Source organism: Limnohabitans sp. 2KL-3 (genome assembly GCF_001269405.1).
Taxonomy (GTDB): Bacteria; Pseudomonadota; Gammaproteobacteria; order Burkholderiales; family Burkholderiaceae_C; genus Limnohabitans_A.
The window spans coordinates 1-17,148 of the sequence record NZ_CXON01000037.1 but is presented as its reverse complement, the minus strand read 5'-3'; the positions used below and the strand labels follow the sequence as shown (position 1 = coordinate 17,148).

Below are 17,148 nucleotides of genomic sequence, written 5' to 3'. Positions count from 1 at the left end.
GTCGGTGGATTGTCCGACCCCTTTGTTCTCGACCTGCGCCGCGATCTACACCAGTGCCATGGCCCAGGGGCTGGCCCTGGAAGACACGGCGTCGACGGCCGAGGTCATGTCGGCCATGGCAGGTATTGCACCCGCCAAGGGGCGAAGCAAAAAACCGGTCAAGCCTTGATCTTGGATGTTGATTTGGCCTTGGCTGTCGATTTGGTTGAGGCCTTGGCGGGACTTTTGGCAGGTTTTGTTTTGGCGGGTTTTGTTTTTGCCGTGGTGGCCAGTTTTTTGGCCGCTTTTTCCGCTGCTTCGATCAAGGGCAATTCGTCGCGCACCGCCTTGTAGGCGTCCAGCGCGGCAGGACCGCCGCAGTAAAGGAAGGAGTGCAAAATCAGCTCGCGCAATTCTTCGCGCGACACGCCATTGCGCACAGCCCCTCTGAGGTGAATTTTGATTTCGGCGGGCCGGTTCAAGGCAATGCACATCGACAGCGTGGACAAGCTGCGCTCTTTCAGGGTCAGGCCCGGACGTGTCCAGACCTTGCCCCAAGCGAATTCGGTGGCCAGTTCCTGAAAAGGCATATTCAGGTCATCGGCGTTGGCAAATGAGCGTTCGACGTAATCATCGCCCAACACTTTTTTGCGCATGGCCAAGCCGGCTTTGTAGCCCTCGGACTTGGGTGGGTTGTCAGACTTCTTGTTGGTGGCGGTTTTCATGGCAAGGGTTCTTTCAATCTGCTTTGATGTTGGCCGAGCGCACCACAGCGCCCCACTTGACGATTTCGTCTTTGATGTAGCTCGCAAATTGCTCAGGCGTGTCCCCCACAGGCAAGGCACCTTGTTGGTTCAGTTTTTCGGCCACGTCGGGCAGTTTGAGAATGTCCACAATTTCGCGGTTGAGCCGCGTCACGATTTCTTTGGGTGTTTTGGCGGGTGCCACAATGCCCACCCAAGAGTAAGCCTCATAGCCTGGTAATCCACTTTCAGAAATGGTGGGGATGTCGGCCAGTGAGGGTACGCGTTTGGCGCTGCCCACGGCAATGGCTTTGAGCTGGCCGGATTTCACCTGGTTGATCACAGACGGAATGCTGCTGTAAAGCATCTGGACTTGGCCCGCCAACAAATCGGACAAAGCCGGGCCTTGGCCTTTGTACGGCACATGCACCGTTTGCACGTTGGCCATGGAGTTGAACAACTCGCCCGCCAAATGGCCTGAGTTGCCGCTGCCAGGGGATGCGAAGAACAACTGCTTGGGTTTGGACTTGGCAAGGGTGATCAATTCCAGCGTTGTTTTGGCGGGCACCGAAGGGTGCGTGACCAAGAGCAAAGGAAAATTCACCATGTTGGTAATGGGCGCGAAATCCTTCAGTGGGTCATAGGGCAATTTGTCGTACAGACTGGGGTTCACCGCCATGGGCCCAGCGGCCGCCACGGCCAAGGTGTAGCCGTCTGCTGGGGATTGCATCAAGGCCTGCAGGCCCACAATGCCGTTGGCTCCGGCCCGGTTGTCGATCACCACTTGTTGACCCAGACGTTCATTGAGCTTTTGGGCGACCACGCGGGCGATCACATCGTTGCCGCCACCTGGTGGAAAGGGCACGATGATGCGGATAGGCTTGTTGGGGAAGGTTTGCGCTATGACTGGCGCAGCAAAGGCCAGCAAAACGGTGGACACAACAGCGATCAGAGGCTTGGCAACGCGGAACATGGAGTCTCCAGAGGTATTGAACCGATCTAAAACGAGCATGCTCATGCTTGCACAAAGTGGCCAATGTCCTGTAATTTGGGCGACAAACCATGGAGCCAGCCCTGTCTTCTTAGGAAGCCTTGGTGGTGGACGCGGCACCCATCACCACAATGGAGTCAGGCAGACCGCTGCCTTGGTGGCGAATTCAAGGGTGTGGAGCGTCAAGCCGTGCAAAATAGCCCATGCTCAATTCTTTGCTTCAACCCATCAACGATGGCGTGTGTGCCCTGCATGACCCTTCGGGCCTGCATGTGGGCAACTTCAAGTGGGTCCATGGCCAATGGAAGTTCAAGGCCGTGGGCTATGGCCCTGCAGGCCAAGTGATGCCGGGCCATGGGCCTTTGACCGACCGACACAACAGCTGTTTCGCGCAATTGGACGAAGCCACCATCCGCGCCCAATTTTTCAAGGATTGACCATGTTCAAAGTCCACGCCATCCCCCCAAGCCGCCTGCCCGAGTTGCTGCGCCGCATGCCCAAGGCCGAGCTGCACATTCACATCGAAGGCTCGCTGGAGCCCGAGTTGATCTTTGCCCTGGCCCAGCGCAACGGCGTGTCGCTGCCCTATGCCGATGTGGCCGCTTTGCGCAGCGCCTACGCCTTCACCAACCTGCAAAGTTTTCTGGACCTGTATTACTCCGGGGCCAGTGTGCTGCTGCACGAGCAGGATTTTTACGACATGGCCTGGGCCTATTTTGAAAAAGCCAAGGCCGACCATGTGGTGCGGGCCGAGCTGTTTTTTGACCCACAGACCCACACAGCCCGGGGTGTGGCCATGGGCGCGGTCATCGATGGCCTGAGCCGCGCCTGCCGTGATGCACAAACCCAGCTGGGCATCAGTGCCGATCTGATCCTGTGCTTTTTGCGCCACTTGTCTGAAGACGATGCGCTGGCCACTTTGGAAGAAGCCATGCCCTGGCGCGAACACTTCATCGGCGTGGGTCTCGATTCGAGCGAGCTGGGTCACCCGCCCGAAAAGTTTGCCCGTGTCTTTGCCCGCGCCCGCGAGCTGGGCTTGCACTGCGTGGCCCACGCGGGCGAAGAGGGGCCACCCGCCTACATTTGGGGCGCACTCGACGTGTTGCAGGTCGAGCGCATCGACCACGGCGTGCAAGCCATCCACGATGCCGCGTTGATGAAGCGCTTGGCCGACAGCCACATGCCGCTCACCGTGTGCCCGCTGTCCAACCTCAAACTGTGCGTGTTCAAAAACCTGGCTGACCACAACCTGGGTCAGATGCTGGATGCAGGCCTGTGCATCACCCTCAACTCGGACGACCCGGCCTACTTTGGCGGCTACCTGAACGACAACTACCTGCAAACCTTTGCGGCCCTGCACCTGAATGCGCAACAGGCCTACAAACTGGCCGCCAACAGCATCGAAGCGAGCTTTGCCCCCGAGGCGGACAAGCACCGCTGGATGCATGAACTGAAGGCTTGTTTTCAGGGGTTTGCGGAGCAGGATTGAGGGCTTTGCCTGTCAAAATGGCGCGATGCTCAAGCAAGAATCCCAGCACACCGAATGGAAAGAAACCTGGCGCGATGACTACCTGCGCTGGGTTTGCGGCTTTGCCAATGCGCAAGGCGGGCGTTTGCTGCTGGGGGTGAATGACAAGGGCCAAGTGGTGGGTCTGCCCGAAGCGGCCAAGCTTTTGGAAGATTTGCCCAACAAGGTGCGCGATCTGTTGGGCATTGTGGTGGACGTGAACCTGCACACCGAGGGCGAGTTGCACTACATTGAGGTGGTGGTGCAAGCCTATCCCAACCCGATCAGCTACCGGGGCCATTACTACATGCGCAGCGGCAGCACGCTGCAAGAACTCAAGGGCGCGGCGCTGGACCGCTTTCTGTTGGGTCGCCATGGGCGCACTTGGGACGGTGTACCTCTGCCCCAGTTCAGTTTGGCCGATGTGTCGGCACCGGCCATGGCGCGGTTTCGCCAGCTGGCCCAGCGCAGCGGTCGGCTCGATGCCGAGACCCTGGCCGAGAGCGATGCCAACTTGCTGGACAAGTTGCGTCTGAAAGAGGGGCCGTATTACCAACGGGCCACAGCCTTGTTGTTTGCTGCAGATCCCCAGCGTTTTGTGACGGGTGCGTTTGTGAAGGTGGGTTATTTCGAGTCAGAGACCGAGTTGCTGTACCACGACGAGGTCGAAGGCGATTTGTTCCACCAAGTCAAGAACACGCTGGACCTGTTGCTGACCAAATACCTGAAGGCAGTCATTTCATACGATGGCATTGTGCGGGTGGAGACTTTTCCTGTCCCGCGTGCGGCGCTTCGTGAGGCACTGCTGAATGCGCTGGTGCACCGCGACTATGCGGTCACCGCGCCGGTCCAGATCCGTGTGTACGAAAACCGCTTGCGCATCTGGAACCCTGCGGTCTTGCCCGAGGGCTGGACCCTGGACACGCTGCTGGGCGCGCATTCCTCCAGTCCGTACAACCCGGCCATTGCGAATGCCTTTTTCAGGGCTGGCGAGATCGAGGCCTGGGGCCGTGGGGTGGAGCGGATTTTTGCGGCTTGCGCGGCGGCGGGCACGCCCAAACCCCTGCTGCGCTACCAACCGTTCGACATGTGGCTGGAATTCCCATTTGACCCCGCGTATTTGAAGGTGCTCAGAGCGGGGCAAGGGCAGAGCGAACAAGTCACCCCCGAAGTCACCGAACAAGTCACCGAACAAGTCACCGAACAAGTCGCGCGCCTGATTGTTGCGCTGGGCGATCAGACATTGAGCCTGCAGGAGTTGATGCAGGCCTTGGGTTTGTCCCATCGGCCCAATTTTTTGGCGCTGCATTTGCGCCCAGCTTTGGTGGCCCAACTGATACAGATGACGGTGCCAGATAAGCCCCAGAGTCGTCTTCAAAAATACCGACTGACGCCAGCAGGTCGACGCTGGCTTGCCAGACAAGCTTAAAACATACCCAAAGGGGGCGTGATGCGATTGTCATTTGTTTCAGATATTCATGGCAATTTGCCTGCTTACGACGACGATCACCCTTACCCTTTGTCCAAGTTCCATCGCATAGAGAACGGCAGCCCCGATGCACGTTATGCGGTGGTCGAAAAATCGGGAGGGGACTGGTGTTGTGAGTTGATCAGCGTGCCCTATGACCATGAATCCATGGCGATTTTGGCCGATAAGCGTGGCCGTGATGATTGGGCGCATGCCTTGAGAACCGGGTGGATGCCCGGAGTTTGAATCAAGGAGGATTGACCATGTTGTTTGCCGTTTTGTTCACCGACCGACCCGATCAAGGCGCTTTGCGTGCTACCCATTTGCAAGCCCACATTGACTGGGTGGCTGCTCATCAGGCGCAAGTGCGCGTGGCCGGCAGTTTGCGCGAGCAGCTTGGGCAGGTGCCCAAAGGTGCTTTATGGATCGTTGAGTCCGAGTCCAAAGAAAGCGTCCATCAATTGATGCAGACCGACCCTTTCTGGACTTGCGGGCTGCGCCAGAGCGTGGAAGTTTTGCATTGGAGCAAAGCGCTGGACCAGCAGGTGTTGGTTTGAGGCTTTTTTACACACACCGACCTGCTTTCACGATTTGCTGTGGGCTTTTGATGAAGCGTATGGACGGTATGGACAAATACCCCATGTAAAATCCACACCCGAAGCCCGCCGCCCCGGCGGGCTTTGTTTTGTTCAATCTCGGGGCCATGTAGAGGACTACCATGTATAAAAACCTCGCTGCCACGCTCGTGGCCGCCTGCTTTTTTCTTCCTGCCGTTCAGGCACAAACTTCCACGCCAACGCCAGTCAAAGCGACCGAGCCCATCAAGGCCGGTTTTGTCTATGTCTCGCCCATCACCGAGGCGGGCTGGACGCGTCAGCACGACGAGGGCCGCAAGGCCGTTGAGCGGGCTTTGGGCGATCAGGTCAAGACCACTTTTGTGGCCGATGTGGCCGAGGGTGCTGACGCCGAGCGCGTGATCCGCGACTTGGCCCAACAGGGCAACCAGATCATCTTCACCCCCAGCTTTGGCTACATGGAGCCCACACTGCGGGTGGCCAAAGACTTTCCTAACGTGAAGTTCGAGTCGGTGACCGGTTTCAAGACCGCGCCCAACGTGGCGGCCTCCAACGCCCGTTATTACGAGGGCCGCTATTTGGCGGGCATCGCAGCCGGGCGCATGACACAAACGAAAGTGGCCGGTTATGTGGCGGGCTTTCCGATTCCCGAAGTCCTGCAGGGTATCAACGCCTTCACTTTGGGCATGCGCTCGGTCAACCCCAATGCCACCGTCAAGGTGGTCTGGCTCAACGCCTGGTTTGACCCACCGAAAGAGCGTGAAGCGGCCATGGCCTTGTTCAACCAGGATGTCGATGTGATCGCCTTCCACACGGGATCAACCGCCGTGATGGCCGCTGCGCAAGAGCGCGGCAAGATGGCTGTGGCCTACCACTCCGACATGCGCAAGACCGGGCCGGATGCGCAGATCATCGCCGTGACCCACCAGTGGGGCGACTACTACACGGCCCGCGTCAAGGCGGCCATGAATGGCACATGGACTTCGGGCAGTGTGTGGGGCGGCGTCAAGGACGGCATGATCCGCGTGGGCGACTTTGGCCCCAAGGTGCCCAAGAAGGTTCAGGACGAAATCCTGGCCAAGCAAAAACGGGTGGGTTCTGGGAAGCTCAAGCCTTTTGTCGGGCCCATCACCGACAACGAGGGCAAAGAAGTAGTTCCTGCCGGGCAGGCCTTGAGCGATGCACAGATTTTGCAGATGAATTATTTGGTGCAAGGCGTGCTGGGGCGCGTCTCACGCTGAGCGTGTGCCCGCTTGGGGCGGGCTGATGACACGCTGACAGGGCCCAGTCGCTTTGCGCCCTGGGGCCTGGGATCAAGCGGCATCCAGGTTGATTTGCCGTTCTTTGGCCAAGTCTGTCCAGCGAGCCAGGTCTTTTTTCATGAAGTCGGCAAATTGTGTGGGATTCATGGGCATGAGTTCAACCGCTTCGGCACTCAGTTTGTCGCGAAAGTCGGGCTGGGCCAAGACGGTGGCCATGGCGTCGTTGAGTTGTTTGACCACCGCCGCAGGCATGCCCGCCGGGCCCACCACGCCGTACCACTGCTGCGCATCAAAACCTTTGAGTCCCGACTCCTCCATCGTGGGCACGTCTTTCAGGGCCGGGTGGCGTTGTGCGCCTGTGACCGCCAAAGCCCGAATGCGACCGCTGCGAATGTGGGGCAGGGCGGCCGCCAATCCCGGAAACATGGCTTGGGTTTGACCGGCAATCAAATCATTGGTGGCGGGCGCGATGCCTCGGTAGGGAATATGGACCATGAAAGCGCTGGTTTGCGCCTTGAACAACTCCGCCGTGAGGTGGGTCAGCGAGCCCGCACCTGCCGAGCCGTAGGACACCCGACCGGGGTTCTTTTTGACGTAGTCGATGAAGGCTTTGACGTCCTTGATGGGCAAGTTGGCGTTGACCACCAGCACATTGGGGGTACTGCCAATCATGCCGATGGGGCTGAAGTCTTTGATCGGGTCGTAGGGCAGTTTGCGTGTAGCGGGGGATGTGCCGTGGGTGGCGACGTAACCCTGCATCAGGGTGTAGCCATCGGGGCTGGCTTTGGCGGCCATTTGCGAGGCGATCACGCCCCCGCCACCGCCGTGGTTTTCAACCACCATGGCTTGCCCCAGCACTTTGCCAAACCGATCGCAAAATTGACGGCCCACCATGTCCGAGCCCCCGCCTGCAGCCACCGGCACGATGTATTTGATGGGACGGTTGGGGTAGCCCGTCTGGGCGCTTGCCAGCCCGGGCAGTCCAAACCACAAGGGGCTGGCTTGAATGAAGGTGCGTCTTTGCATGTCGGTCTCCACAAAAGGTGTTGTTTTGCCGTTTATTTTGTTGGCAAATCATGGCCTGAGCAGTTGCAGGGGAGACTCTGGCTTGCGGGCCTTGCACCAGGCCAAGGCCTTGAACGGGCAAGAGGCCTAAAATGCAGGCCTTCTTCAAAGGGTGAGCGATGAGCATCAAAAGCGACAAATGGATCCGCCGCATGGCCGAAGAGCACGGCATGATCTCGCCGTTTGAACCGGGGCAAATACGCAAAGACGCCGCAGGCCAAAAAATCGTCAGCTATGGCACCAGCAGCTATGGCTACGACATCCGTTGTGCCCCTGAGTTCAAGGTATTCACCAACATTTACAGCACGGTGGTGGACCCGAAGAATTTTGATGAACGCAGTTTTGTGGACATCGAAAGCGATGTTTGCATCATTCCCCCCAACAGTTTTGCGCTGGCCCGCACGGTGGAATATTTCCGCATACCGCGCAATGTGCTGACCATTTGCCTGGGCAAAAGCACCTACGCCCGCTGCGGCATCATCGTCAACGTGACCCCCTTCGAGCCCGAGTGGGAGGGCTATGTGACCCTGGAATTCAGCAACACCACCCCTTTGCCGGCCAAGATTTACGCGGGTGAAGGTTGTGCGCAGGTGCTGTTTTTTGAGAGCGATGAAGTCTGCGAAACCAGCTACAAAGACCGGGGCGGCAAGTACCAAGGCCAAGTGGGCGTGACACTGCCCAAAACCTGAACCTGCATGCCAGTTTTGGGGGTGTCACCCCAAAATGCGACAATAGCGGGTTAATGACCGACTCTTTTTCCAATTTATCGCTGGCGCCCACGCTGGCACGAGCCGTGGCCGAAATGGGCTACGAATCCATGACCCCTATCCAGGCCCAAGCCATTCCGGTGGTGTTGACGGGCCAGGACGTGATGGGCGCGGCCCAGACCGGCACCGGTAAAACGGCGGCGTTTTCGCTGCCTTTGCTGCAGCGGCTGCTCAAACACGAAAACCCCTCCACCTCGCCCGCGCGTCACCCGGTGCGGGCTTTGGTGCTGTTGCCCACGCGTGAGCTGGCCGACCAGGTGGCCCAACAGATCAAGCTGTACGCCAAGTACACCCAGCTGCGCAGCGCGGTGGTGTTTGGTGGCATGGACATGAAGCCCCAGACCCTGGAGCTCAAACAAGGGGTTGAGGTGCTGGTGGCGACCCCCGGCCGTTTGCTGGACCACATCGAAGCCAAAAACGCGGTCTTGAACCAGGTGGAATATGTGGTGCTGGACGAAGCCGACCGGATGCTGGACATCGGCTTTTTGCCCGATTTGCAGCGCATCCTGAGTTACTTGCCCAAGCAACGCACCACACTGTTGTTTTCGGCCACCTTCTCACCCGAAATCAAGCGCCTGGCCGGCAGCTACCTGCAAAACCCCATCACCATCGAGGTGGCCCGGCCCAACGAAACCGCCTCTACCGTCGAGCAGCGTTTTTACGCCGCGCAAGACGATGACAAGCGCCGCGTGATCCGCAAGGTGCTCGACGACCGGGGCATCAAGCAGGCCTTTATCTTTGTCAACAGCAAGCTCGGCTGCGGCCGCTTGGCCCGCTCTTTGGAGCGCGAAGGCCTGCGCACTGCCGCCTTGCACGGCGACAAAAGCCAGGACGAGCGCCTGAAAGCGCTGGAAGCCTTCAAACAAGGCGAGGTCGATTTGCTGGTCTGCACCGACGTGGCCGCACGCGGCTTGGACATCAAGGATGTGCCAGCCGTGTTCAACTTCGACGTGCCCTTCAACGCCGAAGACTATGTGCACCGCATTGGCCGCACTGGCCGCGCCGGGGCGTCGGGTCTGGCCGTGACCTTGGTCAGCCCCTCTGATGCCCGTTTGGTCGGCGACATTGAAAAGCTGATCAAGAAAAAGCTGGAAGTCGAAACCCTGCAGCTGGACGTTCGCCCAGCTGGTCCCGTGCCAGAAAAATGGGGCACCCGCGCCGAAGACCGTCCCCGTGCACGGCCTTACGAAGGTCGTCGACGCGAAGAATTTGATCCACGCGATGGCCTGGATGCCCCGCGCCGTGGCGGTTTTCGCCCCGCGCCCATCAACCGCGATCCGTTTTTTGAAAAGCCTTACGAAGCGGCTTCCAGCGACGCTTCTCCCAGCTGGGAAGCCGCCACGCCCAAAACAGCCCGCTCGTCGATTTCGGCCAACATCAAACCCAAGCGCAAAGTGGCCGCTTTGTTCAAATCGGACGAGTGAGGTCATCCGACGGTGGCCCGGCGTTGGGCTCGGGTGGGATTGATCGGGCTTGAGTCCCGGTCTTTGCCAGAGCTCGGCACCGGTGTCGTGGGAGGCTGTCAAAATGGGTCCATGCGCGATACCCACACCCTTTCCCCAATTTCTTTGGTTTTACAGCCTTTGACCGGCCACCGGTCAGCCTCTTCCGGGGGCCTGTTGGCAAGGACTGCTGTTTTGTTGTCTGTGCCTGGCCTGCTCATGGCGCAAACGACGGCAACTCCGCCTGCTGTAACGGACCTCGGCCGTGTCGAAATTCGCAGCAACCGCAACAACGACGCCGAAGCGCGTCAAGAATCCACCGCCTCCAAAATCGTGATCGGCCGCGAAGAGATCGAGAAACAAGGCGATTCAACCCTGGGCGATGTGCTCAAGCGTTTGCCGGGCGTGACGGTGCAAGGTGCACCGGGCCGTGGCGGTGCCATTCGCATGCGGGGCTTGGGTGGTGGTTACACCCAAATATTGCTGGACGGCGAACGCATGCCCCCGGGTTTTTCGGTGGACTCTTTGACCCCGGAGCAGGTCGAGCGCATCGAAATTTTGCGTGCTCCGACGGCCGAAACCGGCGCCCGTGCGATTGCAGGCACCATCAACATCGTGCTGCGCGAGGGCAGAAAAGCCACCCCAGACGATTTGAAAATCACCGGCAGCCAAGAGCATGGCCAACGCTCCAGCATGGTCAATTGGGTGCACAACCTCAAAACCGAACCCTTGGCGGGCACCTTCACGCTGTCGGCCATGGACAACCACCGTGACGACCAAAGCCTGACCGAGATCGACTCCGACTACCGCGATGATCAGTTACGGGTGTCCGAGTCCTCAGGCCGCAGGCAGGGGGTGTACGCCAATGCACGCTTGCAATGGAAAGGTGAGCAGGGCAAGACCCTGACCTTGACGCCGTTTTTGATTTATTCCGAATACGCCGCCCAAGGGCGCATCGACGCCCGGCGCTTGACCTCACCGGGCATCACCGACACCGCGCTGACCGACAACCACAGCCGCTACGCTGCAGCCCGGCTGAACGGCCAATGGGGCCAGCGCTTGTCGGCCGATGACCGTTTGGAAGCGCGTTTTGGTTTAGGCCAAGCCAGGTACAACCAGCACATCACCCAGACGGCTGTCACCAGCACCGGGCTTTTGTCCAATGCCTTGGATGAGCAACGCTTTACCGACCGCAACACCAGCTTGAACGCCAAATGGACCCGGGTGCTGGACAACGGCCACCAATGGGTCAGCGGCCTGGAGCACGAAGGCGTGCGCCGCGTCGAAGAAGCCAGTGCGGGTGCGGGCGACGACAGCGGCAACCTCAAGGCCAGCACGGCCCGTTGGGCGGCCTATACCCAAGACGAGTTCAAGATCAACCCGAATTGGTCGGCCTATACGGGCATTCGCTACGAAAGCATCCTGACCGAAGGGCAGGTGGGCGAGGACCTCAAACGCAACAAAAGTCAGGTGTGGACCCCATTGCTTCACGCGATGTGGAAGCCCGACCCGGCCAAGCGCGACCAGGTGCGCATGAGCCTCACGCGCAGCTACAAAACGCCCACCCTCTACAACATGGTGGCACCGCTGCGTTACTCGCGCGATTACCAGCCGGACGTGTTTCCCAGCAACGTGCCCACCCAACCCGACCGTGTGGGCAACCCTGACCTGAAGGCCGAGTTGGCAACCGGCATCGACTTGGGTTTTGAACGCCATCTTGAAGGCGGTGGTGTGCTCAGCGCCAATGTGTTCCGTCGCAACATCAGCGATCTGATCCGTTATCAGACCCGTTTGCAGACCGTGCCTTGGTCAAGCCAACAGCGTTGGGTGTCCAGTCCTCAAAACGTGGGCGATGCCCTCACCCAAGGTGTAGAGCTGGAGGCCAAGTTTCGACTGAACCAGGCCTGGGCCGCGGCCTGGCCTGTGGACATCCGCAGCAACGTCAGCTTTTTCCGATCCAAGGTCAAGGATGTGCCCGGCCCCGACAACCGTCTGGACCAGCAACCCAGCATGACCGCCAACTTAGGGGGCGACTACCGCCTGCGTGGCATGCCTTTGACCTTGGGCGGCAACGTCAACTGGAACCCCGACTACGACACACGGCGCAGCCAAGAGCAGTGGTCGTACCAAGGCCTTAAGCGCGTGGTCGATGTGTATGGGCAGTGGCGTTTTTCAGCCGCGACCGCTTTGCGGTTGACCGTCAGCAACTTGCTGCCGCGTGACTACGAAACCGCCACCACATTCAATACGGGCATGCAACAGGAGACAGCCCGCACCACCGATCGCAATTGGCGCAACGTCCAACTGCGCCTGGAAATGAAAATTTAAAGAGGAGACCGACATGCCCACCAAAGACGCCGACTGGCACGACCGCATGTACAACAACCGGGCGCTGGTGCCCGACTTTGCGGACCATTTTGCGCATTGGACCCATGCCTCCGAGCAGGCGCGTGAATCGCTCAAGCCAGTGCGGGATCTGCCCTATGGGGATGGACCCAACGAAACCTTGGACGTCTTTCCTGCTGCCACCCAAAATGCACCCGTGGTGATCTTTATCCATGGCGGTTACTGGCGCAGCCTGGACAAGTCAGACCACTCCTTTGTGGCACCGGCGTTGAACGACATGGGCGCTTGTGCGGTGGTGGTCAATTACGCCTTGTGCCCAGGCACGCCAGAGCAGCCCATCACCATTCCCGATATCGCTTTGCAAATGGCCCGTGCCTGTGCTTGGGTCTGGCGTCACATTGCCGAGCATGGCGGTGACCCTGGCAACATCACCGTGGTCGGGCATTCTGCAGGTGGGCATTTGGCCACCATGCTGCTGGGCTGTGACTGGCCACAAGTCGGCCACGATTTGCCCTCGGGTCTGTTGCGCAAAGCGCTGTCCATTTCAGGCCTGTTTGATCTGGAGCCCATTCGCAAAACACCGTTTCTCCAAGGTGATTTGCGACTCACACCCGCGCAGGTGCGCAAGGCCAGCCCCGCCAAATGGAAGCGCCCCACCCAAGGCGTTTTGTACGCCGTGGCCGGGGGCGACGAAAGCGCTGAATTCCTGCGCCACATCCGCTTGATTCACCAAGCCTGGGGGCCTCAAACCGTGCCCGTGTGCGAAGCTTTGCCGGGCCTGAACCACTTCAGCATCGTGACCGACATGACGCGAGCGGGAACGCGCTTGAATGATGGGTTGCGGCAGTTGATCAAGTTAACTGCCTGAATTTTCTCCATCTCTGCGGACAGCGAATCCAATAGCCTGGGCCACGGGCGCTGGGTTTGTGCTCAGCGCCAGTGATGGCGCGGTGAGGCCGTGTTGCAACCCACCGCGCCAGCCCCAAGCACTGAAAGCGTCAATCCAGCTTGATGTTCGCCGCCTTGATGGCCTGCGTCCAGTCGGCGATGTCGCGGTCCAGGATTTTGGTCATTTCGGCCGGAGCCACAAAGCGCACTTCAATGCCAGCGGCATCCGCGCGTTGTTTGCTCTCGGGCAGGTCCAGGCTGCGCTTGACGGCGTCGGCCAGTTGGTTGATGGCCGCAGCAGGCGTGCCCGCTGGGGCGTACAAAGCCACCCACGATTCGAGGTCAAAGTTGGGGTAACCGGCTTCGGCCATGGTGGGCACTTGGGGCATGCCCGCGTGGCGTTTTTTGCCGGTGACGGCCAGCGCCTTGAGCTTGCCGCCCTGGATGTGCTGCATCACCGAGGGCGGCGTGGTCATGAACACCTGCACTTGGCCTGCCAGCACGTCGGCAATGGCTTGGCCCGAGCCTTTGTAGGGCACATGCACCAAGCTCACGCCGGTTTGCTGTTTGAAGATTTCGGTGCCGATGTGCGAGACCGAGCCATTGCCTTGCGAGGCGTAGTTCAGCTTGCCCGGGTTTTGCTTGGCGTAGGCGATGAACTCTTTCATGTTGTTCACCGGCACCGAAGGGTGCACCGCCACCACGTTGGTGGCCACGGTGATCAGGCCCACGGGCGTCAGGTCCTTCAGCTCCCAAGGCAGCTTGCTCATGAGGATCGGGTTGGCAACGTGGTAGCCCGAGTACGACACCAGCAAAGTGTGGCCGTCTTTGGCGCTGCGGGCCACTTGCTGGTAGGCCAGGTTGCCGCTGGCACCGCCCTTGTTTTCCACCACGATGGACTGGCCAATCAAGCGGCCCAGGGGCTCAGAAATCAGACGAGCCGAGGTGTCGACCAAGCCACCGGGTGGCACGGGCACGACCAAGGTGATCGGCTTGCTGGGGAAGGCTTGCGCCATCAGGGCCATGGGTGCGCACAGGCTGGCCACAGCCAGCAGTTTGGAAATTTTGCGACGGGTGTTCATGGTTGTCTCTCTTTAAAGGGTGTGTAAATCAGCGCATGCCAATCTTGGCGTCGTTGAAAATGTTTTTGGCTTCGCGGGGCAGGCTGCGCCAGTACTGGTGTTGTGAGTCGACCGTGCCGCCCAAGGCCACCGCCGCTTCCCAGCCCCAGCGCGGCTTGTACAAAAAGCTGCGGGCCAGCGCCACCAGATCGGCGTCGCCACGTTGCAGCACAGCCTCGGCCTGCGCGGGCTCGGTGATCAGGCCCACGGCGATGGTGGTCAGGTCCGATGCGTCTTTCACGGCTTTGGCCAAGTGCACTTGGTACTCTGGGCCCAAAGCTATTTTTTGCAAGGGCGAGACGCCGCCCGACGAGATGTGCACAAACTGCGCCCCGGCTTGTTTGAGCTGCACCGACAAGGCGGCCGTTTCTTCGACCGTCCAGCCGCCGTCCACCCAGTCGGTGCCCGAGATGCGCATGCCCAGCGTGCCGCCAAAGGCTTCACGCACGGCAGTGAACACTTCCATCGGAAAGCGGATGCGGTTTTCAAACGAGCCGCCATAGGCGTCGGTACGCTGGTTGGAAATCGGCGACAAAAACTGGTGCAGCAAATAGCCGTGTGCGGCGTGCAGTTCCACCGCCTCAATGCCCAGTTCGTGGCTGCGTCGGGCGGTGTTCACAAAGTCGGCCTTGATCTGCACGATGTCTGCCAAGCTCAATTCGGTAGGCGCAGCTTCTTGCGGCAAGTGGGGCAGGGCGCTGGGCGCCACGGTCTGCCAGCCGCCGTTTTCGGGGGCGATCAGCATGCCGCCGTCCCAAGGCGCTGCGCTCGAAGCCTTGCGGCCCGCGTGGCTGATTTGGATGCACACCGGCATGTGCGGGGCCAAGCGGCGGGCGCGGTGCAGTTTGTCGCCCAGCGCCGCTTGCGTCGCGTCGTCCCACAGGCCCAAACAACCGGGGCTGATGCGGCCCACGGCCGAGACCGCAGTGGCCTCGATGGTGAACAAGCCTGCGCCGCTGTTGAGCAAGTTGGTCCAGTGCGTCAGGTGCCAGTCGGTGGCTTGGCCGTGGTCGGCCGAGTACTGGCACATGGGCGCGATCACGATGCGGTTGGGCAAGGTGAGGGGGCCAGAAGGGGCGTCGAAAGTGAAAGGCGTGAAAAGCAGGCTCATGAAATGGGTCGTCGCGGTGTGTGGAAGCTTGGCGCACGATGGCGGCTGAGATCGGCATCTTATGGAAAACCGGGCCGATCGTTATCCGTTGGGTGACAACCGCCCCCGCTGTGAGGATATCCCCCCTGTGGGAGCGACGCCCCCGTCGCGAAAACCCATGCAAACCACCAAAAATCACCCCGATGGCGGACATCACAGACAAACTGAGGCTTGCCTCCTTTCGTCACTCAATACCCCCGCATCAACCGTGGGCAATCACCCCTCAGGCTTGGCATCGGCAAGGGCCGCGTATTCTGAGCACCCCATTGTTGAAGGATGCAAAGCATGTTGAACCGTCGTCATTTTTTGGGTGCTGGCATGGCCGGTGCCTCTGCGCTGACTTTTTCTTCTGTCTGGTCGCAAAACACCCCACAGTTTGGCGCACCCGAATTGCCTGCGGTGGGCTTTCGCCGCATGAAGCTGGGGGCGATGGAAATCATTGCCCTCAACGATGGCGCGGTACGTCGCCCCTTGGGTCAAGAATTCGTCCCCGCCGTGCCGCTGGACCAGGTCAAAGCCCTGTTGGCTTCGCAAAACCTGCCCACCGATTACATCGACGTGCCCTACACCCCGTTTTTGCTGGTCAACGGCAACCAGCGCTACCTGTTTGACACCGGTTTTGCCGACAACGGCCCCCCCACCACCGGCAAACTGCTGGGCAACTTGGCCGCAGCGGGTTTTAAACCCGAAGACATCAACAACGTGGTGCTGAGCCATTTTCATGGCGACCACATCAATGGCTTGCGCTTCAAAAACGGCAACTTGGTCTACCCCAATGCCCGCGTGCATGTGCCAGCCCCCGAGCATGCCTTCTGGACAGACGAAGCCCGTATCGCAGCGGCACCCGCGCAGATGCAAGGCGCTTTTGGGGCTGTCAAACGTGCCTTGACGGGCTTGACCGCAGACCAATTGGTCAAGTTCGAGCCCGGCAGCACCATGGCCCCCGGCATCCAGTCGGTCGCAGCCTTTGGCCACACACCCGGCCACACCTTGTTTGCCGTGCGCTCTGAGGGCCAGTCATTTGCCTACGTGGCCGACATCACCAACGTGCCTTCATTGTTTGCCCGCAACCCCGACTGGGCCGTGCTGTTTGACATGAACCCCGAAATGGCCCGTCAAACCCGCCGCCGTGTTTTTGACATGTTGGTCAAAGAAAAAATGATGGCCGGTGGTTTCCACTTCCCCTTCCCGGCCTTTGGCTCCATCACGCCCTCAGGCAACGGCTATCAGTTTGTGCCCGTGGCCTGATGCTTGAATCGGCCCTGCGAATTTTGCAGGGCCCCTGTCCCCTGTAGGAGCGACGCCCCCGTCCTTTGTAGGAGCGACGCCCCCGTCGCGATAAGCCTCGCAGACCACCACCCATCGCCCCGAGGGCGGGGCTCCCACAAAATCCTGCAGGCCCCTGTCCCACAAAAAATGCAGGGCAATGTCCCCTGTAGGAGCGACGCCCTCGTCGCGATAAGCCTCGCAGACCACAACCCATCGCCCCGAGGGCGGGGCTCCTACAAATGGCATGCAGGCCCCTGTCCCACAAAATGCAGGGCAATGTCCCCTGTAGGAGCGACGCCCCCGTCGCGATAAGCCTCGCAGACCACCACCCATCGCCCCGAGGGCGGGGCTCCCAGTGCGCCCGTGAAGGCGCGTACACAGCATGGTGAGAGTCCATGTCGGGGTAAGCCAAGGCCCCGTAGTCGAAGGTAACTGCGTCGCTGCGAAGCGGGGTGGAGAGCAACCGGAGGCGAACTGGCGGTGCGCAGTAAAGCGAACTCGATTCGGCAGGGAGTGGCGGCGAGCTGGCTGGGAGAAGGCGAAGCCTGAAACACATCGCATGCGTTGTTTTGGTG

15 protein-coding genes and 1 pseudogene are annotated in these 17,148 nt (G+C 60.1%); 11 read left to right on the top strand and 5 right to left on the bottom strand.

What is annotated here, in order from left to right; genetic code table 11:
- Window positions 1-314: 314 nt before the first annotated feature.
- Window positions 315-704: pseudogene (locus tag AMM41_RS21100) on the bottom strand (carboxymuconolactone decarboxylase family protein); the annotation flags it as partial.
- Between the two features lie 13 nt (window positions 705-717).
- The gene (locus AMM41_RS21095) at window positions 718-1,695 is read right to left on the bottom strand and encodes a Bug family tripartite tricarboxylate transporter substrate binding protein (protein WP_089963868.1); all 978 of its coding nucleotides are present in this window, start codon (window positions 1,693-1,695) and stop codon (window positions 718-720) included.
- Window positions 1,696-1,916: 221 nt separating this feature from the next.
- Between AMM41_RS21095 and AMM41_RS21090 the strand changes: the two genes are divergently transcribed.
- The 6 genes from AMM41_RS21090 (at window position 1,917) to AMM41_RS21065 (ending at window position 6,504) form a co-directional block, all read left to right on the top strand.
- Window positions 1,917-2,150 carry a hypothetical protein gene (locus AMM41_RS21090; protein WP_089963866.1) on the top strand — a complete coding sequence of 78 codons (234 nt, stop codon included), beginning with the start codon at window positions 1,917-1,919 and terminating at the stop codon, window positions 2,148-2,150.
- Window positions 2,151-2,152: 2 nt separating this feature from the next.
- Entirely contained in the window at window positions 2,153-3,202 is a 1,050-nt protein-coding gene (locus AMM41_RS21085) for an adenosine deaminase (RefSeq protein WP_089963865.1), read from the top strand.
- A 25-nt stretch (window positions 3,203-3,227) separates the two neighbouring features.
- Window positions 3,228-4,649, top strand: a complete 1,422-nt coding sequence (locus tag AMM41_RS21080) for a Fic family protein (protein WP_089963863.1) — start codon at window positions 3,228-3,230, stop codon at window positions 4,647-4,649.
- Between the two features lie 21 nt (window positions 4,650-4,670).
- Window positions 4,671-4,934 carry a hypothetical protein gene (locus AMM41_RS22095; RefSeq protein ID WP_146186262.1) on the top strand — a complete coding sequence of 88 codons (264 nt, stop codon included), beginning with the start codon at window positions 4,671-4,673 and terminating at the stop codon, window positions 4,932-4,934.
- 17 nt (window positions 4,935-4,951) lie between these two features.
- Window positions 4,952-5,245 carry a YciI family protein gene (locus AMM41_RS21070; protein ID WP_089963859.1) on the top strand — a complete coding sequence of 98 codons (294 nt, stop codon included), beginning with the start codon at window positions 4,952-4,954 and terminating at the stop codon, window positions 5,243-5,245.
- 161 nt (window positions 5,246-5,406) lie between these two features.
- Complete coding sequence (locus AMM41_RS21065; protein ID WP_089963858.1) at window positions 5,407-6,504, top strand: BMP family ABC transporter substrate-binding protein; 1,098 nt, start codon at window positions 5,407-5,409, stop codon at window positions 6,502-6,504.
- A 72-nt stretch (window positions 6,505-6,576) separates the two neighbouring features.
- Here the strand turns inward: AMM41_RS21065 and AMM41_RS21060 are convergent, their stop codons facing one another.
- A complete protein-coding gene (locus AMM41_RS21060) occupies window positions 6,577-7,551 on the bottom strand; it encodes a Bug family tripartite tricarboxylate transporter substrate binding protein (protein WP_089963856.1) in 975 nt (324 codons plus the stop codon).
- 158 nt (window positions 7,552-7,709) lie between these two features.
- Between AMM41_RS21060 and dcd the strand changes: the two genes are divergently transcribed.
- From dcd to AMM41_RS21040, 4 genes are all read left to right on the top strand, one after another.
- The gene (gene dcd, locus AMM41_RS21055) at window positions 7,710-8,279 is read left to right on the top strand and encodes a dCTP deaminase (protein ID WP_089963855.1); all 570 of its coding nucleotides are present in this window, start codon (window positions 7,710-7,712) and stop codon (window positions 8,277-8,279) included.
- A 53-nt stretch (window positions 8,280-8,332) separates the two neighbouring features.
- Window positions 8,333-9,781, top strand: a complete 1,449-nt coding sequence (locus tag AMM41_RS21050) for a DEAD/DEAH box helicase (RefSeq protein ID WP_089963853.1) — start codon at window positions 8,333-8,335, stop codon at window positions 9,779-9,781.
- 222 nt (window positions 9,782-10,003) lie between these two features.
- On the top strand, window positions 10,004-12,127 hold the full coding sequence (locus AMM41_RS21045) for a TonB-dependent receptor plug domain-containing protein (protein WP_228769392.1): 2,124 nt from the start codon (window positions 10,004-10,006) through the stop codon (window positions 12,125-12,127).
- A gap of 13 nt (window positions 12,128-12,140) precedes the next feature.
- Entirely contained in the window at window positions 12,141-13,013 is an 873-nt protein-coding gene (locus tag AMM41_RS21040; RefSeq protein ID WP_089963851.1) for an alpha/beta hydrolase, read from the top strand.
- A 130-nt stretch (window positions 13,014-13,143) separates the two neighbouring features.
- Here AMM41_RS21040 and AMM41_RS21035 read toward each other — a convergent pair whose 3' ends face one another.
- Entirely contained in the window at window positions 13,144-14,058 is a 915-nt protein-coding gene (locus tag AMM41_RS21035) for a Bug family tripartite tricarboxylate transporter substrate binding protein (RefSeq protein WP_228769391.1), read from the bottom strand.
- Between the two features lie 85 nt (window positions 14,059-14,143).
- Window positions 14,144-15,265, bottom strand: a complete 1,122-nt coding sequence (locus AMM41_RS21030; RefSeq protein ID WP_089963848.1) for an NADH:flavin oxidoreductase/NADH oxidase — start codon at window positions 15,263-15,265, stop codon at window positions 14,144-14,146.
- A 324-nt stretch (window positions 15,266-15,589) separates the two neighbouring features.
- On the opposite strand from AMM41_RS21030, the gene AMM41_RS21025 reads away from it, so the two are divergent.
- Window positions 15,590-16,552: an MBL fold metallo-hydrolase gene (locus AMM41_RS21025; protein WP_089963871.1), complete on the top strand. Its 963-nt coding sequence runs from the start codon at window positions 15,590-15,592 to the stop codon at window positions 16,550-16,552.
- Window positions 16,553-17,148 lie beyond the last annotated feature (596 nt).